Annotated in this window: 18 protein-coding genes; 7 read left to right on the forward strand and 11 right to left on the reverse strand. The window is 74.0% G+C overall.

Features of this window, described 5'->3' with window-relative positions; translation table 11 throughout:
• Nucleotides 1–37 precede the first annotated feature (37 nt).
• On the forward strand, nt 38–1489 hold the full coding sequence (locus tag ACP4J0_RS19565) for an FAD-dependent oxidoreductase (RefSeq protein ID WP_426599958.1): 1452 nt from the start codon (nt 38–40) through the stop codon (nt 1487–1489).
• Between the two features lie 135 nt (nt 1490–1624).
• On the opposite strand, the gene ACP4J0_RS19570 is transcribed toward ACP4J0_RS19565, so the two are convergent.
• The 9 genes from ACP4J0_RS19570 to ACP4J0_RS19610 all read right to left on the reverse strand — a co-directional run bounded on the left by ACP4J0_RS19570 (nt 1625) and on the right by ACP4J0_RS19610 (nt 8728).
• The gene (locus ACP4J0_RS19570) at nt 1625–2644 is read right to left on the reverse strand and encodes a sigma-70 family RNA polymerase sigma factor (RefSeq protein WP_426599959.1); all 1020 of its coding nucleotides are present in this window, start codon (nt 2642–2644) and stop codon (nt 1625–1627) included.
• A 38-nt stretch (nt 2645–2682) separates the two neighbouring features.
• On the reverse strand, nt 2683–3027 hold the full coding sequence (locus ACP4J0_RS19575; protein WP_426599960.1) for a DUF6343 family protein: 345 nt from the start codon (nt 3025–3027) through the stop codon (nt 2683–2685).
• A 28-nt stretch (nt 3028–3055) separates the two neighbouring features.
• Nucleotides 3056–3481 (reverse strand): CBS domain-containing protein, encoded by a 426-nt coding sequence (locus ACP4J0_RS19580; RefSeq protein ID WP_426599961.1) that lies wholly within the window; start codon nt 3479–3481, stop codon nt 3056–3058.
• A gap of 85 nt (nt 3482–3566) precedes the next feature.
• Nucleotides 3567–4001: a PPC domain-containing DNA-binding protein gene (locus tag ACP4J0_RS19585; RefSeq protein ID WP_426599962.1), complete on the reverse strand. Its 435-nt coding sequence runs from the start codon at nt 3999–4001 to the stop codon at nt 3567–3569.
• A gap of 280 nt (nt 4002–4281) precedes the next feature.
• Nucleotides 4282–5412 (reverse strand): hypothetical protein, encoded by a 1131-nt coding sequence (locus tag ACP4J0_RS19590; RefSeq protein WP_426599963.1) that lies wholly within the window; start codon nt 5410–5412, stop codon nt 4282–4284.
• Between the two features lie 78 nt (nt 5413–5490).
• Nucleotides 5491–5919 carry a VOC family protein gene (locus tag ACP4J0_RS19595; RefSeq protein ID WP_426599964.1) on the reverse strand — a complete coding sequence of 143 codons (429 nt, stop codon included), beginning with the start codon at nt 5917–5919 and terminating at the stop codon, nt 5491–5493.
• 151 nt (nt 5920–6070) lie between these two features.
• On the reverse strand, nt 6071–6496 hold the full coding sequence (locus tag ACP4J0_RS19600; protein ID WP_426599965.1) for a PPOX class F420-dependent oxidoreductase: 426 nt from the start codon (nt 6494–6496) through the stop codon (nt 6071–6073).
• An 80-nt stretch (nt 6497–6576) separates the two neighbouring features.
• Nucleotides 6577–7467, reverse strand: coding sequence for an NAD(P)-dependent oxidoreductase (locus tag ACP4J0_RS19605; protein ID WP_426599966.1), 891 nt, complete (start codon nt 7465–7467; stop codon nt 6577–6579).
• 421 nt (nt 7468–7888) lie between these two features.
• Nucleotides 7889–8728 carry a TIGR02452 family protein gene (locus ACP4J0_RS19610; protein WP_426599967.1) on the reverse strand — a complete coding sequence of 280 codons (840 nt, stop codon included), beginning with the start codon at nt 8726–8728 and terminating at the stop codon, nt 7889–7891.
• Between the two features lie 286 nt (nt 8729–9014).
• Here ACP4J0_RS19610 and egtA point away from each other — a divergent pair, with 286 nt between their 5' ends.
• The 4 genes from egtA to egtD are packed head-to-tail and all read left to right on the forward strand — an operon-like array spanning nt 9015 to nt 13448.
• Nucleotides 9015–10316, forward strand: a complete 1302-nt coding sequence (egtA, locus tag ACP4J0_RS19615) for an ergothioneine biosynthesis glutamate--cysteine ligase EgtA (RefSeq protein WP_426599968.1) — start codon at nt 9015–9017, stop codon at nt 10314–10316.
• Nucleotides 10313–11689 (forward strand): ergothioneine biosynthesis protein EgtB, encoded by a 1377-nt coding sequence (egtB, locus tag ACP4J0_RS19620; RefSeq protein ID WP_426599969.1) that lies wholly within the window; start codon nt 10313–10315, stop codon nt 11687–11689. Before egtA ends, egtB begins: the two co-directional genes overlap by 4 nt.
• Entirely contained in the window at nt 11689–12489 is an 801-nt protein-coding gene (gene egtC / locus ACP4J0_RS19625; protein WP_426599970.1) for an ergothioneine biosynthesis protein EgtC, read from the forward strand. Before egtB ends, egtC begins: the two co-directional genes overlap by 1 nt.
• Entirely contained in the window at nt 12486–13448 is a 963-nt protein-coding gene (gene egtD, locus ACP4J0_RS19630) for an L-histidine N(alpha)-methyltransferase (RefSeq protein WP_426599971.1), read from the forward strand. Before egtC ends, egtD begins: the two co-directional genes overlap by 4 nt.
• A gap of 69 nt (nt 13449–13517) precedes the next feature.
• Here the strand turns inward: egtD and ACP4J0_RS19635 are convergent, their stop codons facing one another.
• Nucleotides 13518–14780: an extracellular solute-binding protein gene (locus ACP4J0_RS19635; RefSeq protein ID WP_426599972.1), complete on the reverse strand. Its 1263-nt coding sequence runs from the start codon at nt 14778–14780 to the stop codon at nt 13518–13520.
• A 271-nt stretch (nt 14781–15051) separates the two neighbouring features.
• Between ACP4J0_RS19635 and ACP4J0_RS19640 the strand changes: the two genes are divergently transcribed.
• On the forward strand, nt 15052–15267 hold the full coding sequence (locus ACP4J0_RS19640) for a dodecin (RefSeq protein ID WP_426599973.1): 216 nt from the start codon (nt 15052–15054) through the stop codon (nt 15265–15267).
• Nucleotides 15268–15351: 84 nt separating this feature from the next.
• Here ACP4J0_RS19640 and ACP4J0_RS19645 read toward each other — a convergent pair whose 3' ends face one another.
• Nucleotides 15352–15843: an LNS2 domain-containing protein gene (locus ACP4J0_RS19645; protein WP_426599974.1), complete on the reverse strand. Its 492-nt coding sequence runs from the start codon at nt 15841–15843 to the stop codon at nt 15352–15354.
• 59 nt (nt 15844–15902) lie between these two features.
• Here ACP4J0_RS19645 and ACP4J0_RS19650 point away from each other — a divergent pair, with 59 nt between their 5' ends.
• Nucleotides 15903–16922, forward strand: coding sequence for an LLM class flavin-dependent oxidoreductase (locus tag ACP4J0_RS19650; RefSeq protein WP_426599975.1), 1020 nt, complete (start codon nt 15903–15905; stop codon nt 16920–16922).
• The last annotated feature ends 6 nt before the right edge of the window (nt 16923–16928 follow it).

The raw sequence follows: 16928 nt of genomic DNA on the forward strand, positions 1-16928 counted from the left end.
ACGCGTGACGGCCGACGCCTGACCTCCGAGGAGAGCGATGCCGATCCTGGAAGAGCCCCGCGAACCCCGCACGGTCACCCTGCCCCCGCGGCCCGCCCGGCACGGGGGCCGGTGCGACGTGCTGGTGGTGGGCGGCGGTCCCGCCGGGTTCGCCGCCGCGGTCGGCGCGGCCGACGCCGGGGCCGACGTCGTACTGGTGGAGCGGTACGGGTTCCTCGGCGGCAACGCGACCGTGGCGCTGGTGATGCCGCTGATGTCGTTCCACAACGAGCACAAGCAGGCCGCGTTCACCGAGTCGGGGGACACCTCGCGGCTGCTGCCCACCGACCACGGCGAGGGCGAGCCGGTGGTCGCGGGCGTGCTGTGGCAGCTGCTCGACCGGCTCATGGGGCGCGGAGGCTGTCTGCCGCCCTCTCCGAAGACCGGGTACACGGTCCCCTTCGACCCGGAGCTCTTCAAGCTCTCCCTGCTCGAGATGATGGACGAGGCGGGGGTGCGGATGCTGTTCCACTCCTTCGCCTCCGGCGCGCTGCCCCTCGACGACGGCTCCGGCTGGCGGGTGGTGTTCGAGACGAAGTCGGGGCCGGTGGTGATCGACGCCGGGGTGGTCGTGGACGGCACGGGCGACGGCGACGTGGCGACGTCCTGCGGGGCACCGTACGAGATCGGCCGGCCCGAGGACGGGCTGGTGCAGCCCATGACGCTGATGTTCCGCGTGGCGGACTTCGCGCGGCCGGACTTCGCCGACTACGTGCGCGCGCACCCCGACCAGTGGCGCGGCGTGCACGGTCTGTGGGACCTGATCGAGGAGGCCAGGGCGAACGGCGAGCTCCGGCTGCCGCGCGAGGACATCCTCTTCTTCGCGACCCCGCACCCGCGCGAGATCGCCGTCAACAGCACCCGCGTCAACCGGGTGCTCGGCACCAGCGTGTGGGACCTGACCCGGGCCGAGTACACGGCCCGGCGCCAGCTCTCCCAGATCGACCGCTTCCTGCGCACCCGCGTGCCCGGTTTCGAGGAGGCGTACGTGGTGCAGAGCGGCACGCACATCGGCGTACGGGAGAGCCGGCGCGTGCTCGGCGACTACCAGCTGACCGGACACGACATCCTGGCGGCGCGCACCTTCCCGGACGTGGTCGCGCACGGCGCCTACCCGGTCGACATCCACAACCCGCGCGGCTCCGGCACCGTCCTCAAACGGGTGCCGCGGGGCAGCTTCTACGACATCCCGCTGCGCTGCCTGGTGCCACGGGGCACCGAGCGGCTGCTGGTGGCCGGACGCTGCATCTCCGGGACGCATGTGGCGCACTCGTCGTACCGGGTGATGCCCATCGCCATGGCGACCGGCCACGCGGCCGGGGTGTGCGCGGCGCTGACGGTCCGGCACGGGCGCGGCCCGCGCGGCCTGCCCTACCGGATGGTCCAGCACGAGCTGCTGCGGCAGGGGGCCCGGCTGCGGATGGATGCTCCCACGGCTGCGGACGGGTGACGCGAGGTCGTTCGACGGCTGCGGGAGGGTGACGCGAGGTCGTTCGTTCGCGGACGGGTGAGCCCTGCGGGACGGGGCGGACCGGTGAGGCTCGTGACCCTGAAGGGCTGGTGGGTGGGCGTCGAGGTCAGCCGGTCAGCTCGCCCAGTCCAGCAGGCGGTCCCGGGTCTCGGGGGCGCGCAGGTGGTCGAGGGAGGCCTTCTCCAGCTGGCGGACGCGTTCCCGGGTCAGGCCCACGTGCTGTGCCACCTGCTGCAGGGTGCGGGGACGGCCGTCGTGCAGTCCGTAGCGCAGGCTGAGGATCAGGGCCTCGCGGGGCGCGAGGGTGCCGACGGCCTCCCGCAGTTCCGCCGCGAGGGCCTGGAACTCGGCCACCTCGGGGGCCTGGAGCACCTCGGTGTCGGGAATGAGGTCGCCGACGACGGTCTCCCCCGCCTCGTCCACCGGAGTGTCCAGGCTGACGGCGCTCCGTCCGACGCGGCGCAGCCAGACGACCTTGTCGCCGTCGATACCGCTCTCGGCGGCCACCTCCTCGGCGGTCGGCTCGCGGTCGAGGCTCCCACGAAGCCGCCGCTCGACCTTGGCGAGCTTCTGCAGCTGCTCCACGACGTGCACCGGCAGCCGCACCGTGCGCGCGTGGGTCGCCAGGCCCCGCTCGATGGCCTGGCGGATCCACCAGGTGGCGTACGTGGAGAACTTGAAGCCCTTGGTGTGGTCGAACTTCTCCACGGCCCGGATCAGTCCGAGGTTGCCCTCCTGGATGACGTCCAGGAGGGGCAGCCCGCGGTGGGCGTGGCGTTTGGCCATCGACACCACGAGCCGCAGGTTGGCCCGCACCATGTGGTCCTTGGCCGCCTGGCCGTCGTGGACGGCCTCCTCCAGCGCGCGGCGCCTGTCCGGTGTCGGGGCGGGCTCGCCGGTGTCGGCCGACTCCAGCTCCTCCATGGCCCGGACCCCGTCCTCGATACGCCGGGCCAGGCTCACCTCGTCCTCGGCGGTCAGCAGCGGGGTGGCGCCGATCTGGGTCAGGTACTGGCCGAGCAGGTCGGGTTCCTCGTCGGGTTCGGGTATCCGGTTGCGCAGCCGGGCGGTGCGGGTGGCGGCGCGGCGGTCCTCCCGGGCGCCTGCCGTCGTGGTTCGTGCCGGGGGAGCCATGTCGCTTCCTCCGTCCCCTTCCTCGGGTGGTTCTCGGGTCAGTGCGGTACAGGGGTGCCCCGTCCGCGCCGCAACCGGCCGGCCACGACCACCAGGTCGGCCGCCGCCGGCAGTGCGAACGCCGCGCACACGGCGGCCAGGGCCACCAGGCCGGCTCGTCCGGGGCTGTCGCCCGAGCCGGTGTCCGCGGCCCACACGCCGAAGAACGCGGCTCCGGCGACGAACAGCGGCAGGAAGACGGCCGACAGCAGCAGCCGCAGCCGCAGCGGGCTCTGTGCGGTGACCGGTTCGGTGCCGGTGCGCGGGAAGCGGCGGCCGGTCGCGCCGGGCCGCGCGCGAGGGGCGGGTTCCGCGGCCCCGTGGGGCCGGCGTCGGTCGCTCATGCCGTTCCCTCCGTGCGGGTCGGAGGCGTCAGTGGTCGGGCGGGGCCTCGCTGATGTCCGCCAGGGCGGAGTGCGGGTCGTCGGTGGCGGCCAGGTCGCCGAGGGTGACCACGCCGACCGGGACGCCGCCGTACTCGACGACCGGCAGCCGCCGCACGGCGTGGCGTCGCATCAGCTCGGCCGCGTAGTCGGTGCTGTCGTCCGGTTCGAGGGTGACGACGGGCGGGGGCGTGCAGACCGAGCCGACCGTGGTGTCGTCGGGGTCGCGACCGTCGGCGACGCTGCGCAGCACGATGTCGCGGTCGGTGAGTACACCGAACAGGTCCCGGTCGTAGGTCACCAGAACGTCGCCGATGTCCTCCTCGCGCATCAGCCGGGCCGCCCGGGCCACCGTGGTCATGGGCTCGACGGCCACCACGGCGGGTGACATCACGTCTCGGATGCGCCGTGTCATGGTCGCGCCTCCCGGGGTGGTGCGGAGTTCCGTGCGGGCCGCGTAGCCCGCACCCGGGCCGGTAAACCGCCCTGCGGCGGCCGGCTCAGCCCAGGTCGATCAGGGCCAGGCCGATGTCGGGGCGGTGGGTCTTGGCCAGTTCGGCCGGGCTGTCCCGCACGACGACCTCCAGCGTCGGCCAGACCCGGCCGGACAGCAGGTGGCCGCCGCGGGTCGAGCCGTCGGACAGGCCCAGTACGGCGTGCAGGTGCGGGGCCGGCCCGTCGTCGGCGACGGCGATGTCCCCGATCAGGGACAGCACCTCGCACTGCTCCCCCACCGGAATGCGCCGGTAGTCCTTGGCCTGCCGGTCGAACCAGCCGACGACCGCCTCCGAGAAGGCGCCCACGGCCGTCACCTGGGATGCCCCGAGCGACCGGTCGCGGGCGAAGGCGGTGAGTTCGGCGAGCGCGTCCTCGCCGGGGTCGAGGACCACCACGCACACCGCGGACGGCCCGTCCTGCACCTGTCGCCACTTCATGCGCGGTCGGGTACCCGGCGCGGGTCGGGGCAACCCCGCTGCGCCGTGCGTCCCGCCGCCACGTCCGCCTTTGGACGCCGGCTCGGCCGACCCCGGCGGACCGCGCCGTCCACGGCTGTCCGCCTGGTCGGTCGGCGGCAAACCGACGACCGCGGCTCCGACCGGGGTGCGGGGGCTCCGGGCCGGCTGACCGCCACCGCGTACGGCGGTCGCGGTGGCGGGCGTACTCGTCCTGGCGCCCCGCTGCTGCCCCGGCACGACCACGCGTCGGCATAGCTAGCTAGGACTGCGGTGTCCCCGGGCCCAGCGTGGGGAACCGGCGGCGGGCCAGCGCGAACAGGGCGGGATAGTCGGTGCCGTAGGTGATCGCGGCGGCGAAGAGGGCGTCGAGGGCGGCGCGCAACGGGTCCGGTCCGGCCGCGGCGGGCAGTGCGGGCATCGCCATCGCCTGTTGCAGCAGGTTGTCGCGGCATCCGTCCGACGAGTCCACCAGGGTGTGGGTCGTACGGTCGTCGGCGAAGAACCGGTCCCAGGCCCGCTGCGGGACGTCGAACGGCGCCGGCAGGGGCTCCCCGCGGTCCAGCGCCGCCAGCGCGGGTGCGATCCAGTCGACGCCGTCCAGCCCCGCCGCGGCGAAGGCCCGGTGGGCGGCCCACCGGGCGAGGTCGCGCTGCGTCGCCGGGCACGCCGCGTCGACGGCGTCGAGCAGGTCGCGGTCCAGCGGAACGAGTCCCCGCGCGTTGCCGCCGGCCTCGCGCAGGCGGCGGCTGGGCAGCCGACCGCCCCAGGACAGGGCTTCCGCACGCTCCTGTGCGGCCTGCTCCGCCGCCCGCCGCTCCTCCCGCCGGCGGCACTCGGCCGCGGCCCGCTCCTCGGGCGTGGGGGGCGGCGGCAGACCGCGGGCGTGCCGGTGCCGGTGTGCGGCGCTGCGCGAGGTCTGCCGGACGACGAGGTCCGCGGCGGGCGGAGCCGGCCAGAACTGGAGCAGGTAGTGGTCGACCGGCGCGCCGCCTTCGAGTACGGCGAGCTCCTCCTCCCGGCCCCGGTCCATGCCGCGCCCGCAGTAGCGCACCCGGTGGTCGGCCGGGAGCAGGTCCAGTGCGCACAGGGGGCCGTCGCCCCACGGCAGGACGACCGTCGAGGCGGAGGCCGGCCGGAAGGACACCTCCACCACGTCCTCCCAGCCGTCGTCGAGCGGCGGTGCCGCCCCGTGCACCTCGACGGTCAGACCGACGCGGCCGGTGTGCAGGCCCGTGACGAGGAAGAGGTGTCCGGGGACGGCCGCCCCGCACAGTCCGTTGGTCTGCCCGGCGCAGGCCGGCGACGGACCCGGGTTCTCCTCGTCAGGTCGGCTGTCCACGTAGAACTGTCCGTAGCTGACGTGTAGTTCACCGCTGTACACCGTCCGCACGGCCACCCCCTCCTCATGTCCGGCTCCCTGAGGCCACCAGTATGCGGAGGGGGTGTGACAACGGTCGCCGACGGCCGGTCAGCGTGCCCCGGGGACGTCCTGGGTGACGCCGTTCAACGGCGAGGACGGGTCGCTGCCGTAGGGGCGGGTGAAGGCCTCCATGCCGTGCCCGGACGGGTCGCCGAAGTACACGCCCCGTCCGCCGTCGTTGCGGTTGATCCGGCGCGGGTGCCGGCCGTGCGGGTCGGCCTGGATGGGGACCCCGTCCTCGACGAGCCGGGCGAGGATCTCGTCGAACTCGTCCTCGGAGACGAGGAACGCGTAGTGCTGCACCGGGATGTCGATGTCGACGGTGGCGAAATCGAGGGTGACGCCGTTGTCGGTCGTCACGGGCAGGAACATCCCGGCCGGCTCACCGACCTCCAGGCCCAGGATCCGGGCGAGGAAGTGAGCGGACTTCTCCCGGTCCCGGGAGAGAACGATGGTGTGGTTGAACTCGACTGACACGGGTGAATGCCTCCACGGGCATCTCCGCGGCGCCTCCATGCCTCACCCGGACGGTGACCGACACGCGATGCCGCGCCGTGGATCTTAGAGGAGGCGGCCGGTCGTGTCGATACCCGGCGGGATCCCCGTGGTCCACGGTGCCGGCCCCTGCTCAGCCGGACGCCTGGTCGCTGTCCTTCAGGGCGCCCCAGCCGTGCCAGCGCTCGACCTCGACCCAGGCGCTGACCCTGGCCCGGTCCCGGTTGGGGTACGGGTTCCCCGTGTAGTGCCTGGAGAGGCGGTCGATGCCGGTGAGGCCCTCGTCGTCGCGGGTCTCGGTGACGCGGCCGATGAGGGTGACGTGCGTGTACCAGTCGTCGCCCGCGAGGACGGTGAGGGTCACGCGCGGGTCGCGGCGCACGTGTCCCAGGCGTACCCGGCCCTCGTCGAAGTTGATCAGGACCCGGCCGTCGTCCTCCCACAGGTACCAGGTGGGCGTGGAGACGGGCGCGCCGTCCGAGCGGAGGGTGGCCATGACGCACGGGTTGGGGCGGCGCAGCAGGTCGACGGCCTCGGGCGGCAGCGGCGGCTTGGACATGCGGACTCCTTTGATCTTGGTGTGTGCCGAGACTACTTCGGTCTTCCGGTTGTTCCGCTCATCCGGTACCCCGGGTGAGCTCAGTCGGACGCCCTCTCCTCGAAACTGGCGAAGTAGGCCGCCGCCATGTCCTCGTCGCCGTGTCCCTGTGCGGCGGCGCGCGCCAGGCGTTCGGCGCCGGCGGCGGCCACGTCCAGGCGGACGCCGTTCGCCTCGCCCGCCTCGACGATCAGCCGGGCGTCCTTCGCGGCGGTGGTGACCGCGAACTGGGCCGGGCGCAGCGCGCCGTCGCGGATCAGGCCGGCCTTGGCGCGCAGGTAGCCCATGTCGAGCGGGCCGCCCGCGATGGCGTCGAAGAAGCCGTCCGGGTCCACACCCAGTGCCTTGGCGAGCGCCAGGACCTCGCCGGCCGCGTTGGTGGCGGCGAGGACCCAGCTGTTGGCCACCAGCTTCAGCCGGGTGGCGCTGCCGGCCGCGCCGTCCTCGCCGGTCCACACCGTGCGGGAGCCCACGGCGTCGAGGACGGGCGTCACCGTGCCCCGTGCGTCGGCCGGGCCGGCGGCCAGGACCAGGAGCTGACCGGCCTCGGCGGGCCCGCGGGTGCCGAGGACGGGGGCGTCGAAGAAGACGAGGCCGTGTTCATTGGCGAAGGCGGCCAGGTCGGCGACCGCGTCGACGCCGGCGGTGGTCGACTGCACCCACTCGGTGCCGGGGCGCAGACCGGGGGTGGCCTGCCGCATGACGTCCAGAGCGGCCGGACCGTCGTACAGCATGGTGACGACGACGTCGGCGTCCCGCACCGCCTCCTCGGGGCGGGCCGCGACGTGCGCGCCGTCGGCGGCCAGCGGCTCGGCCTTGTCCCGGGTGCGGTTCCAGACCCGGACGGTGTGTCCGGCGCGGGCGAGATTGCGGGCCATCGCGGCACCCATGATGCCGGTGCCCAGGACGCTCACGGTGAGCTGGTCGGTCATGACGTCGGCTTTCTCCGCTCGTACGGTCGGGGCCGGGGCGGACCCCGGTATTCGGCCAGTCGGTGCCGGGGGCGGTCCGGCCCCGGTGATCGGCCAGTCGATGGCCGGGGACGGTGCGGCCCCGGTGATCAGCCTGCCACCCGATCGCGGGTGCCGCAGATCAGTCCGTCCGGCCAGGTCCGGAGACCGCCCCCACCGGGGACCGCGTCTGCGGCTCGGGGCGGCGGCCGACCCGCCCGCACCGGCACTCCCGGACGACGAGGACGCGGCCCCGCCGCCGGCACGTGGGACCGCTCCGGGCGGGACTCGTGACCGGCGTGGACCGGGTGCCGCGGCTGCGCGACGCCGGTGCGCGCCACCGCGAGGCGTGCGCCCTGGACCGGAGGCCGTTCGGCGCCGTACCGCAGCGGCTGCGGGAGCGCTACGGCTGGAGCCGGCCGGGACGGCCCGCCCCCTCCGGGAAGACGCGTGCGAAGGCGGCCCTGACCGTGCCGCCCGGCGTGCGGTCCAGGATGCCGAACGTCACCCGCTCGAAGGCTTCCGCGAACCGTCCGCCGGGCCCTAGCCGCGTCCGGAACGCGCCCGCCACCTCGGCCGGGTCGTTGCGGAACACTCCGCAGCCCCAGGCACCGAGCACCAGCCGCCGGTACCCGTGGGCGGCGGCCGTCTCCAGCACCCGCTCGGCGCGTGCGGCGAGGGCCGCGGGCAGCTCGGCGGCGCGCTCCGGGGCCGTGCGCAGCACCACGCCCGCGTTGGGTGCGGCGGACGTGAGGAAGCCGGCGGTGTACGGCTCGTCCAGCAGCCGGCCGCGGTCGTCGCGGAAGACGGGCACGCCGGGCGAGTGGATGACGCGGTCGGTGTAGAACGGGTCCCGGTGGGCGCGGTGGTGGTCGTAGAACTCGCGTGCCCGCAGCAGGCAGGTGTACAGCGCGGAGGCCCGGCACAGGGCTTCCTCCTGGGCCTGGGCGCCGTTGAGATAGCCGCCGCCGGGGTTGCGGGCGGAGGCGAAGTTCAGCACGGCGACCTCGCCGCCGAGCCGGCGGGCGGCCTCGAGGCTGCTCTCGCCGGTGACCTCGAAGACAGTTCGCACCGGAACGGACGCAGCCGGTTCCACGGGTGACGGGCCGAACATCCGGGTGCGCTCCCGCGCCTCCTCGACCGCCGCTGCGATCGGTACCTCGCGCCCGCCGGACGCGCGGTAGGACCCCGCCATCACGATCTGCTCGGTCTGCTGTGCGATGCCCCGCAGGCGCGCGCTCACGGCGCCACCCCCGTGGACGCCGTGACCGCGCACCGCGCGGTGTCCCCCGTCGTGCTCATGCAGGAATCCTGGGTGATGCTGGTGATGCGGTGCAACGGAGTTCCCGGCCCGGGAACGACGGGGAAAGCCCCCGGAAACGGACGGGTCACGGAGATTACCGAGCCGGTACGTCCCGGTATGCACCCTTGTGCGGGACCGCACGAGGGTCTTGGGTGGGACGAGTGTGCCGACCCGGCCCACCGCTGAAGGGTCGGCGGCATGGATGGAATCTCAGGAGGATCCCGACATGTCCGATGCGGTAAGTGGCTGTACGCGGCCACGCACCTCTGTCACCGAAGCCGAGGTCGAGGCGCTGGTCCGCGGCATCTGCTTCAAGACCGGTCCGCCGAGGCTGCTCGGCGTCGAAGTGGAATGGCTCGTCCACGAGCTGGACGCACCCCGGCTGCCCGTGTCACCCGAACGACTGCGCGCCATGTACGCCGCACTGCGGACCGTGCCCCTCAGGTCGGCGCTGACCGTCGAACCCGGCGGCCAGCTGGAGTTGAGCTCGCTCCCCGCCGCCTCCCTGATGGAGTGCATCGGTACCGTCTCCGCCGATCTCGACGCCGTCCGCGCGGTCCTGCGCGACGACGGCCTCGCCCTCGTGGGCCTCGGTCACGACCCCTGGCACTCCCCCCGCCGCTATCTGAGGCAGCCGCGCTACGACGCCATGGAGGCCTGTCTCGACCGCGCCGGCCCCGCGGGCCGCTTCATGATGTGCGCCTCCGCGTCCGTGCAGGTGTGCGTGGACGCCGGGTACGAGGAACCCGGCCCGCTCGGGCACGTACGCCGCTGGTGGCTGGCCCACCATCTGGGCGCGGTCCTCACCGCCGCGTTCGCCAACTCCCCGCTGGCCGAGGGCCGGCCCACCGGCTGGCGGTCCACCCGGCAGCTGCGGTGGACGCAGATCGCCACCGGCCGGGCCGGTGGCCCCCCGCTGGACTCCGACCCGCGCGGCGCGTGGACCCGGCACGTCCTTCAGGCGCCGGTGATGTGCGTACGCCGGGAGGAAGGACCGTGGGACGTACCGGAGGGCCTGACCTTCCGGGAGTGGACCCGGAGCCGGGCGTCGAGACCGCCGACCCGGGAGGATCTCGACTACCACCTCACCACACTCTTCCCGCCGGTCCGGCCGCGCGGGCATCTGGAGCTGCGCATGATCGACGCCCAGCCCGGCGACGACGGCTGGATGGTGCCGCTCGCCGTGACGGCGGCCCTGTTCGACGACCAGGAGGCCACCGAGACCGCCTACCGGGCCGTGAAACCGCTCGCCGAGCGCACGCTCGGCCTGCCCGCCCCGCACAACCCGCTGTACCGGGACGCCGCCCGCGACGGCCTCACCGATCCGGAGCTGCGCGAGGCGGCCGTCGTGTGCCTGACGGCGGCGCTCGCCGCCCTGCCCAGGCTGGGAGCCACCGCGGCGGTGACGGACGCCGTCGCGGCGCACCTGGAGCGCTACGCGCTCAAGGGCCGCTGCCCCGCCGACGACCTGCTGGACACGCCGGACGGCGCGAGCCGTGGCCCGCACGGGACGGAGACCCGCCCATGACCGACCCCGCCATGGACACCGCCACCGACACCCCCGACACCACCACCGACACCACTGGCGGGACGGCCGTCGACGCCGGCGCCCTGCGCGAACGGGCCCTGGCCACGCTCGTCACGGCCCGCGACCGGACCACGCTGCTGACCAGCTGCGTGGACGGCCCCGATCTGACGTCCCAGGTGTCGCCGCTGATGTCCCCGCTGGTGTGGGACCTGGCGCACATCGGCAACCAGGAAGAGCAGTGGCTGCTGCGCGCCGTCGCCGGGCAGGAGGCGATACGGCCCGAGATAGACAGCCTCTACGACGCCTTCGAGCATCCGCGCGCGGAGCGGCCCAAGCTGCCGCTGCTGTCGCCCGCCGAGGCCCGCCGGTACGCGGCCGACGTGCGCGGACGGGCCCTGGACGTACTGGAGAGCACCGCGTTCCACGGGACGCGGCTGACTCAGGCGGGTTTCGCCTTCGGGATGATCGCCCAGCACGAGCAGCAGCACGACGAGACCATGCTGATCACCCATCAGCTCCGCAGGGGCCCGCAGGCCCTGACCGCGCCGGACCCGGACCCGGTGCCGCTGTTCACCGGCCCCGCGGAGGTCCTGGTGCCCGGCGGCCCGTTCACGATGGGCACGTCGACCGAGCCGTGGGCCCTGGACAACGAACGCCCCGCGCACCGGCGCGAGGTGGCGCCGTTCTACATCGACACCACGCCGGTGACCAACGGCGCGTACCAGGCGTTCATCGACGACGGCGGCTACGACGACTCGCGCTGGTGGACCCCCGAGGGCTGGGACCACATCCGCCGGCACTCCGTGACCGCCCCGCTGTTCTGGCGCCGGGACGGCGGGCAGTGGCTGCGGCGGCGCTTCGGGGTCACCGAGGTGGTGCCGACCGACGAGCCGGTGGTGCACGTGTGCTGGTACGAGGCGGACGCCTGGGCCCGCTGGGCCGGACGGCGGCTGCCCACCGAGGCCGAGTGGGAGAAGGCCGCCCGGTACGATCCGGCGGGCGACCGCTCGGCCCGCTATCCGTGGGGCGACGCGGACCCGGGGCCGGACCACGCCAACCTCGGCCAGCGGCATCTGCGCCCGGCGCCGGCGGGCAGCTATCCGGCCGGTGAGTCGCCGCTCGGGGTGCGGCAGTTGATCGGTGACGTCTGGGAGTGGACGTCGAGCGACTTCGCCCCGTACCCGGGCTTCAGGGCGTTCCCGTACAAGGAGTACTCGGAGGTGTTCTTCGGGCCCGAGTACAAGGTGCTGCGCGGCGGTTCGTTCGCCGTGGACGCGGTGGCCTGCCGGGGAACGTTCCGCAACTGGGACTATCCGATCCGGCGGCAGATCTTCTCCGGGTTCCGCACCGCCCGCACCCCGGAGGCCTTCTGATGTGCCGTCACCTCGCCTACGTGGGACCCGAGGAGCCGCTCGGCCGGCTCCTCGTGGCGCCGCCGCACGGCCTGTACCGCCAGTCCTGGGCACCCAGGCACCAGCGCCACGGCACGGTCAACGCCGACGGTTTCGGCGTCGGCTGGTACGCCGGGGGCGACCCGGTGCCGGCGCGGTACCGCCGGGCCGGGCCCATCTGGGCGGACCAGTCCTTCGCCGACCTGGCCCGGGTCGTACGGACCGGCGCGCTGCTCGCCGCCGTGCGGGACGCGACGCTGTCGGGCGCGGACGCGGAGGCCGCGGCGGCGCCGTTCGCCGCGGGAACCTGGCTGTTCAGCCACAACGGTGCCGTGGCGGGCTGGCCCGGTTCGCTGGCGCGGGTGGCCGGCACGCTGCCGCCCGAGGACCTGCTGGCACTGGAGGCACGCAACGACTCGGCACTCGTGTGGGCGCTGGTCCTCGGCCGGCTGCGCGCCGGGGACGACGAGGGCCGGGCGCTCGCCGAGACGGTGCTGGAGGTCGCCGCGGCGGCCCCCGCCTCCCGGCTCAACCTGCTGCTCACCAGCGGCACCACCATCACCGCGACCACCTGGGGCGACACTCTGTGGTACCTGAGCCGCCCCGGGGGTGGCACGGTCGTCGCCTCGGAGCCGTACGACGACGACCCGCACTGGCAGGAGGTCCCCGACCGCACCCTGCTCGCGGCGAGCCGCACGGACGTGCTGCTCACCCCGCTCAAGGACCCGGGCGACACCGCCCTCGCAGACGCTTTCGTCTCTCCGAAGGAGCCCCGTACGTGAGCCCGTTCCGCCTCACCCGCACGCTGCCCGAGGACGCCACGGACGCCGCCCTGCGCGCCGACGTCCTGGCGGGCCTGACGAGCACGCCCAAGTGGCTGCCGCCCAAGTGGTTCTACGACGCGCGGGGCAGCGAGCTGTTCGAGGAGATCACCGCGCTGCCCGAGTACTACCCGACGCGGGCCGAGCGGGAGATCCTCGTCGACCGGGCCGGCGAGATCGCCGCGGCGACCGGTGCCCGCACGCTGGTGGAGCTGGGTTCCGGTTCCTCGGAGAAGACGCGGTTCCTGCTCGACGCGCTGACCGGCCTGCGCGGCTACGTGCCGGTCGACGTCAGCGAGAGCGCCCTGACCCAGGCCGGTCGGGCACTCGTCGCCGAGCGGCCGGACCTCCAGGTGCACGCGCTGATCGCCGACTTCACCGGAGGGCTGACGCTGCCCGGGACGCCGGGTCCCCGGCTGGTGGCGTTCCTCGGCGGCACGATCGGCAATCTGCTGCCCGGCGAACGCGCCGCGTTCCTGTCCGCCGTCCGCTCCCTGCTCTCCCCCGGCGACTCCCTGCTGCTCGGCACGGACCTGGTCAAGGACGAGCGGACGCTGGTCCGGGCGTACGACGACGCGGCCGGGGTGACGGCCGCGTTCAACAAGAACGTACTGTCCGTCATCAACAGGGAGCTGGACGCCGACTTCGAGCCCGCCGCCTTCGAGCACGTGGCGCTGTGGAACGCCGACCGCGAGTGGATCGAGATGCGACTGCGCTCCCGTACCGCGCAGACGGTCAAGGTCCAGGCGCTCGACCTGGCCGTGGACTTCGCGGACGGGGAGGAGTTGCGTACCGAGGTGTCCGCGAAGTTCCGGCGGGATGGCGTGCGGGCCGAACTGGCCGCGGCGGGGCTTGAGCTGGCCCATTGGTGGACGGACGGCGAGGACCGTTTCGCGCTGTCGCTCAGCGTGGCCCGCTGAGGACGGCTCGCCGAGGACGGCTCGCGGCACGTGAGCGTGCCGGGCGCGGTCCGCCGACGCGGCGACGCCTCAGCGCGCGTCGAGGTCCAGCAGTTCGGTGACGCGGTCGGAGGCCTTGCGGGCCTCCGACTGCGCGTCGCCCCCGGTGAGCACCTTCGTCATGTACGTCTTGATCGGATTGTCCGCCTCGACCGCGCCCCACCGGGGCGTGCCGGGGGTCGCCCGGCCCTGCGCGGCGCCGGCCGCCATGGCGGCCACCCCCTCCTCGCCCGCGACGGCCGCGGCGAGCGACTTCTTGTTCGGGACGTAGTTCATGGTCCGGGCCAGGTCGGTGTTCCACTTGGTGCCGACGAGCGCCTCGACCACGGCGAGGGCGCCGTCGTGTTCGTCGGTGTTCTTCGGTACGACGAGGTCGGAGCCGCCGGTGAAGACGGCACCGGGCTTGCCGGCGCTCTTGCCGGGCACGGGGAAGAAGCCGAGCTTGCCCTCGAGTTCGGGGTTCTCGCGCACGATGGACCGGGCGAGCCCCGGCACCGCGACGATCTGCGCGACCCGCCCCCGGGCGAACACGCCGGCCTGCGGCGGGTGTTCCTCGTCGGCGTCCAGCGGGCCGTCACCGAGGGCCTGCAGCTCGCGGTAGAAGTCCATGCCGCGCAGGGCGGCCTCGGAGTGCAGGGCGCCCGACCAGACGCCACCCGACTCCGTGGCCAGCTCGCCGCCCTCGTCCCAGATGAAGCCGGAGAGTGTGTACCAGTCCTGTCCGGCCAGGTAGATGCCCTGGTCACCGCCCGAGTCGAGCTTCTCGGTGGCGGTGAGCCACTCCTCGCGGGTGCGGGGCGGCCCGGTGATGCCGGCCTGCTCGAACAGGTCCTTGCGGTAGATGACCACGCGGTTGGCCGCGTACCAGGGAATGCCGTACTGCTGGGACATCCACTTCCCCGGCTCGGCGAGGCCCGGCAGCCAGTCGCGGATGCCCCAGTCCCGCATCGACTCCAGCGTCAGATCCATCAGCCGGCCGCCCTCGGCGTACTGCGGAACCTGGGTGTTGCCGACCTCGATGACGTCGGGCCCGTCCGTGCCGTCGGCCTTCAGCGCGGTCTGCACCTTGTCACCGATCCCGGTCCACTTCTGGATCCGGATGTCCAGGTCGAGGCCGGGGTTCTCCCGCTCGAACTCCTCGGTGAACCGCTGCAGGAAGTCCTGCGAGGCGCTGTCCTTCATCAGCCACACGGTGACGGTGCGCCGCTCACTCCCGCCGTCCTGCGGCATCAGGCCGCAGCCGCTGAGCAGGGAGGCGGACACACAGACAAGGGCGAGCAGGCGACGTCTCACGAGGGGTCCTTCTGTCTGACGGACAGGGGGCGGTGGCGGACAGGGGTGTCCTGCGCACGCGAAGGGAGACCCGACGTGGGGGACGAGCCCGAGGCTCGAACGGGTGTCTGGGATTTTGGTATGGACCAATGCGGAGGTCAAGGGGTGACCTTGTCCGGACCCCCGACGCCTCGCGCTCCGTCGCGGCTTGGGGCACGGTGGAGTGACGCACGACACACGGCGTACGGCACGTGCCACAGGCCACCGCCGCCCCGCGGAAGGGAGCACCCGCATGTCGAACCACACCTACCGGGTCACGGAGATCGTCGGTACCTCGCCCGACGGCGTCGACCAGGCGATCCGCAACGGCATCACCCGCGCCTCGCGGACCCTGCGCAATCTGGACTGGTTCGAGGTGACCCAGGTGCGCGGCCAGATCGAGGAAGGGGAGGTCGCCCACTGGCAGGTCGGCCTGAAGCTCGGCTTCCGCCTGGAGGACTCGGACTGACGGCCCCGGGCGTACTCCGCTCCCGGTTCACCGCGGCGGCCGCCCTCGGGCTCACCGCGGCGGTCCTCTGGCCGACCGGGACGGTCAGGTGCGGCCCTCGCGCTCCTGCGCCACACGCAGCTCGGCCGACCGGGCCGCCCAGCGTGCCCGGACGACGGTGAACCCGGCCCGTTCCGCGTCGTCGCACACCAGCTCGTCGTCGTCCACGAGGACCCGGACCTCGCGGGTGCGGGCGAGCCGCCGGAGGATGTCCAGCTTGGTGCGCCGGGCGGGCCGGCGGTCGGCGTTGCCCCGCATGTGCACGGGACCCTCGGGCAGGCCGTGCGCGGTCAGCCAGTCGAGCGTGTCGCGCCGGCAGCGCTCGGGCCGCCCGGTCAGATACACGATCTCGCACTCCTCGGCGCTCGCCCGCAGCAGCGCGATGCCCTCCGCGAGCGGCGGATCGTGGGGCGCGGCGGCGAAGAAGGCGTCCCAGTCGCGCGGCCGGCGCTCCAGGAACCGCTGCCGGTGCGCGGTGCCGGCGAGGGTGTTGTCCAGGTCGAACACGGCCACCGGGGGCTTCTTGCTGTCGGTCACCCGCCCACCCTAGAGCGCCGTACCGGGAATCCTGGCGCCGTCCGGACGTTGAACAGCGTGTGAGCTCAGTGATCGCGACCACCCGCTTCTCCGTTCTCGACCGCTCCCGCATCCGCGAGGGCCACACCGGCGCACAGGCGTTGCGCGACACCGTGGAACTGGCGCGGGAGGCCGAGCGGCTCGGCTACCACCGGTTCTGGGTGGCCGAGCACCACGGTGTGCCCGGAGTGGCCGGCTCGGCGCCGACCGTGCTGGCCGCCGCCGTCGCCGGGGCCACGCGCACCATCCGGGTCGGCACCGGCGGTGTGATGCTGCCCAACCACCGGCCGCTGGTCGTCGCCGAGCAGTTCGGCGTGCTGGAGTCGCTCTTCCCCGGCCGGATCGACATGGGACTCGGCCGCTCGGTGGGCTTCACCGACGGCGTGCGGAAGGCGCTGGGCCGGGACAAGGAGGACGCCGACGACTTCGGCGCCCAGCTGGCCGAGCTGCTCGGCTGGTTCCGCGGCACCTCCCCCACGGGGGTGCGCGCCCGCCCCGCGGAGGGGCTGACCGTGCCGCCGTTCGTGCTGGCCATGGGCGAGGGCGCGGCCGTCGCCGCCCGGGCCGGCCTGCCGATGGTCATCGGGGACCTGCGCGACCGCGACCGGATGCGCCGCGGCATCGACCGCTACCGTGCCGGGTTCCGCCCCTCCGCGTGGAGGGCGGAGCCGTACGTCGTCGTCTCGGGCACGATCGCCGTGGCCGGCACCCCGGAGGCGGCCCGGCGGCTCCTGGTCCCGGAGGCCTGGTCGATGGCCCACGCCCGCACCCGCGGCTCCTTCCCGCCCCTGCCCCCGGCCGAGGAGGTGGAGTCCCGGACGATGACCGCCAAGGAGCGCGACCTGTACGACGCCGGTCTGGCCGGCCACATCGCCGGCACCGAGGAACAGGTCGCCGACGAGCTGGAGTCGCTCCTCGAGGACACGGGCGCGCAGGAGGTCCTGGTGACCACGAGCACGTACGACCGCGAGGCGCTGCGGGACTCCTACCGGCGGCTCGCCCGTGTCACCGGCGCGGACATGTTCGCCGGCCAGGCGTAGAATCGC

Source organism: Streptomyces sp. WG7 (assembly GCF_049975785.1).
Lineage (GTDB): Bacteria > Actinomycetota > Actinomycetes > Streptomycetales > Streptomycetaceae > Streptomyces.

What these genes read in the sequence shown, in the direction of transcription:
- ACP4J0_RS19575 (WP_426599960.1), bottom strand. Translation starts at nt 3,027, where the DNA reads ATGAGCGACCGACGCCGGCCCCACGGGGCCGCGGAACCCGCCCCTCGC.
- ACP4J0_RS19570 (WP_426599959.1), bottom strand. Translation starts at nt 2,644, where the DNA reads ATGGCTCCCCCGGCACGAACCACGACGGCAGGCGCCCGGGAGGACCGC.
- ACP4J0_RS19605 (WP_426599966.1), bottom strand. Translation starts at nt 7,467, where the DNA reads ATGACCGACCAGCTCACCGTGAGCGTCCTGGGCACCGGCATCATGGGT.
- ACP4J0_RS19600 (WP_426599965.1), bottom strand. Translation starts at nt 6,496, where the DNA reads ATGTCCAAGCCGCCGCTGCCGCCCGAGGCCGTCGACCTGCTGCGCCGC.
- egtB (WP_426599969.1), top strand. Translation starts at nt 10,313, where the DNA reads ATGACCGACCCCGCCATGGACACCGCCACCGACACCCCCGACACCACC.
- ACP4J0_RS19580 (WP_426599961.1), bottom strand. Translation starts at nt 3,481, where the DNA reads ATGACACGGCGCATCCGAGACGTGATGTCACCCGCCGTGGTGGCCGTC.
- ACP4J0_RS19585 (WP_426599962.1), bottom strand. Translation starts at nt 4,001, where the DNA reads ATGAAGTGGCGACAGGTGCAGGACGGGCCGTCCGCGGTGTGCGTGGTG.
- ACP4J0_RS19565 (WP_426599958.1), top strand. Translation starts at nt 38, where the DNA reads ATGCCGATCCTGGAAGAGCCCCGCGAACCCCGCACGGTCACCCTGCCC.
- egtC (WP_426599970.1), top strand. Translation starts at nt 11,689, where the DNA reads ATGTGCCGTCACCTCGCCTACGTGGGACCCGAGGAGCCGCTCGGCCGG.
- ACP4J0_RS19640 (WP_426599973.1), top strand. Translation starts at nt 15,052, where the DNA reads ATGTCGAACCACACCTACCGGGTCACGGAGATCGTCGGTACCTCGCCC.
- egtA (WP_426599968.1), top strand. Translation starts at nt 9,015, where the DNA reads ATGTCCGATGCGGTAAGTGGCTGTACGCGGCCACGCACCTCTGTCACC.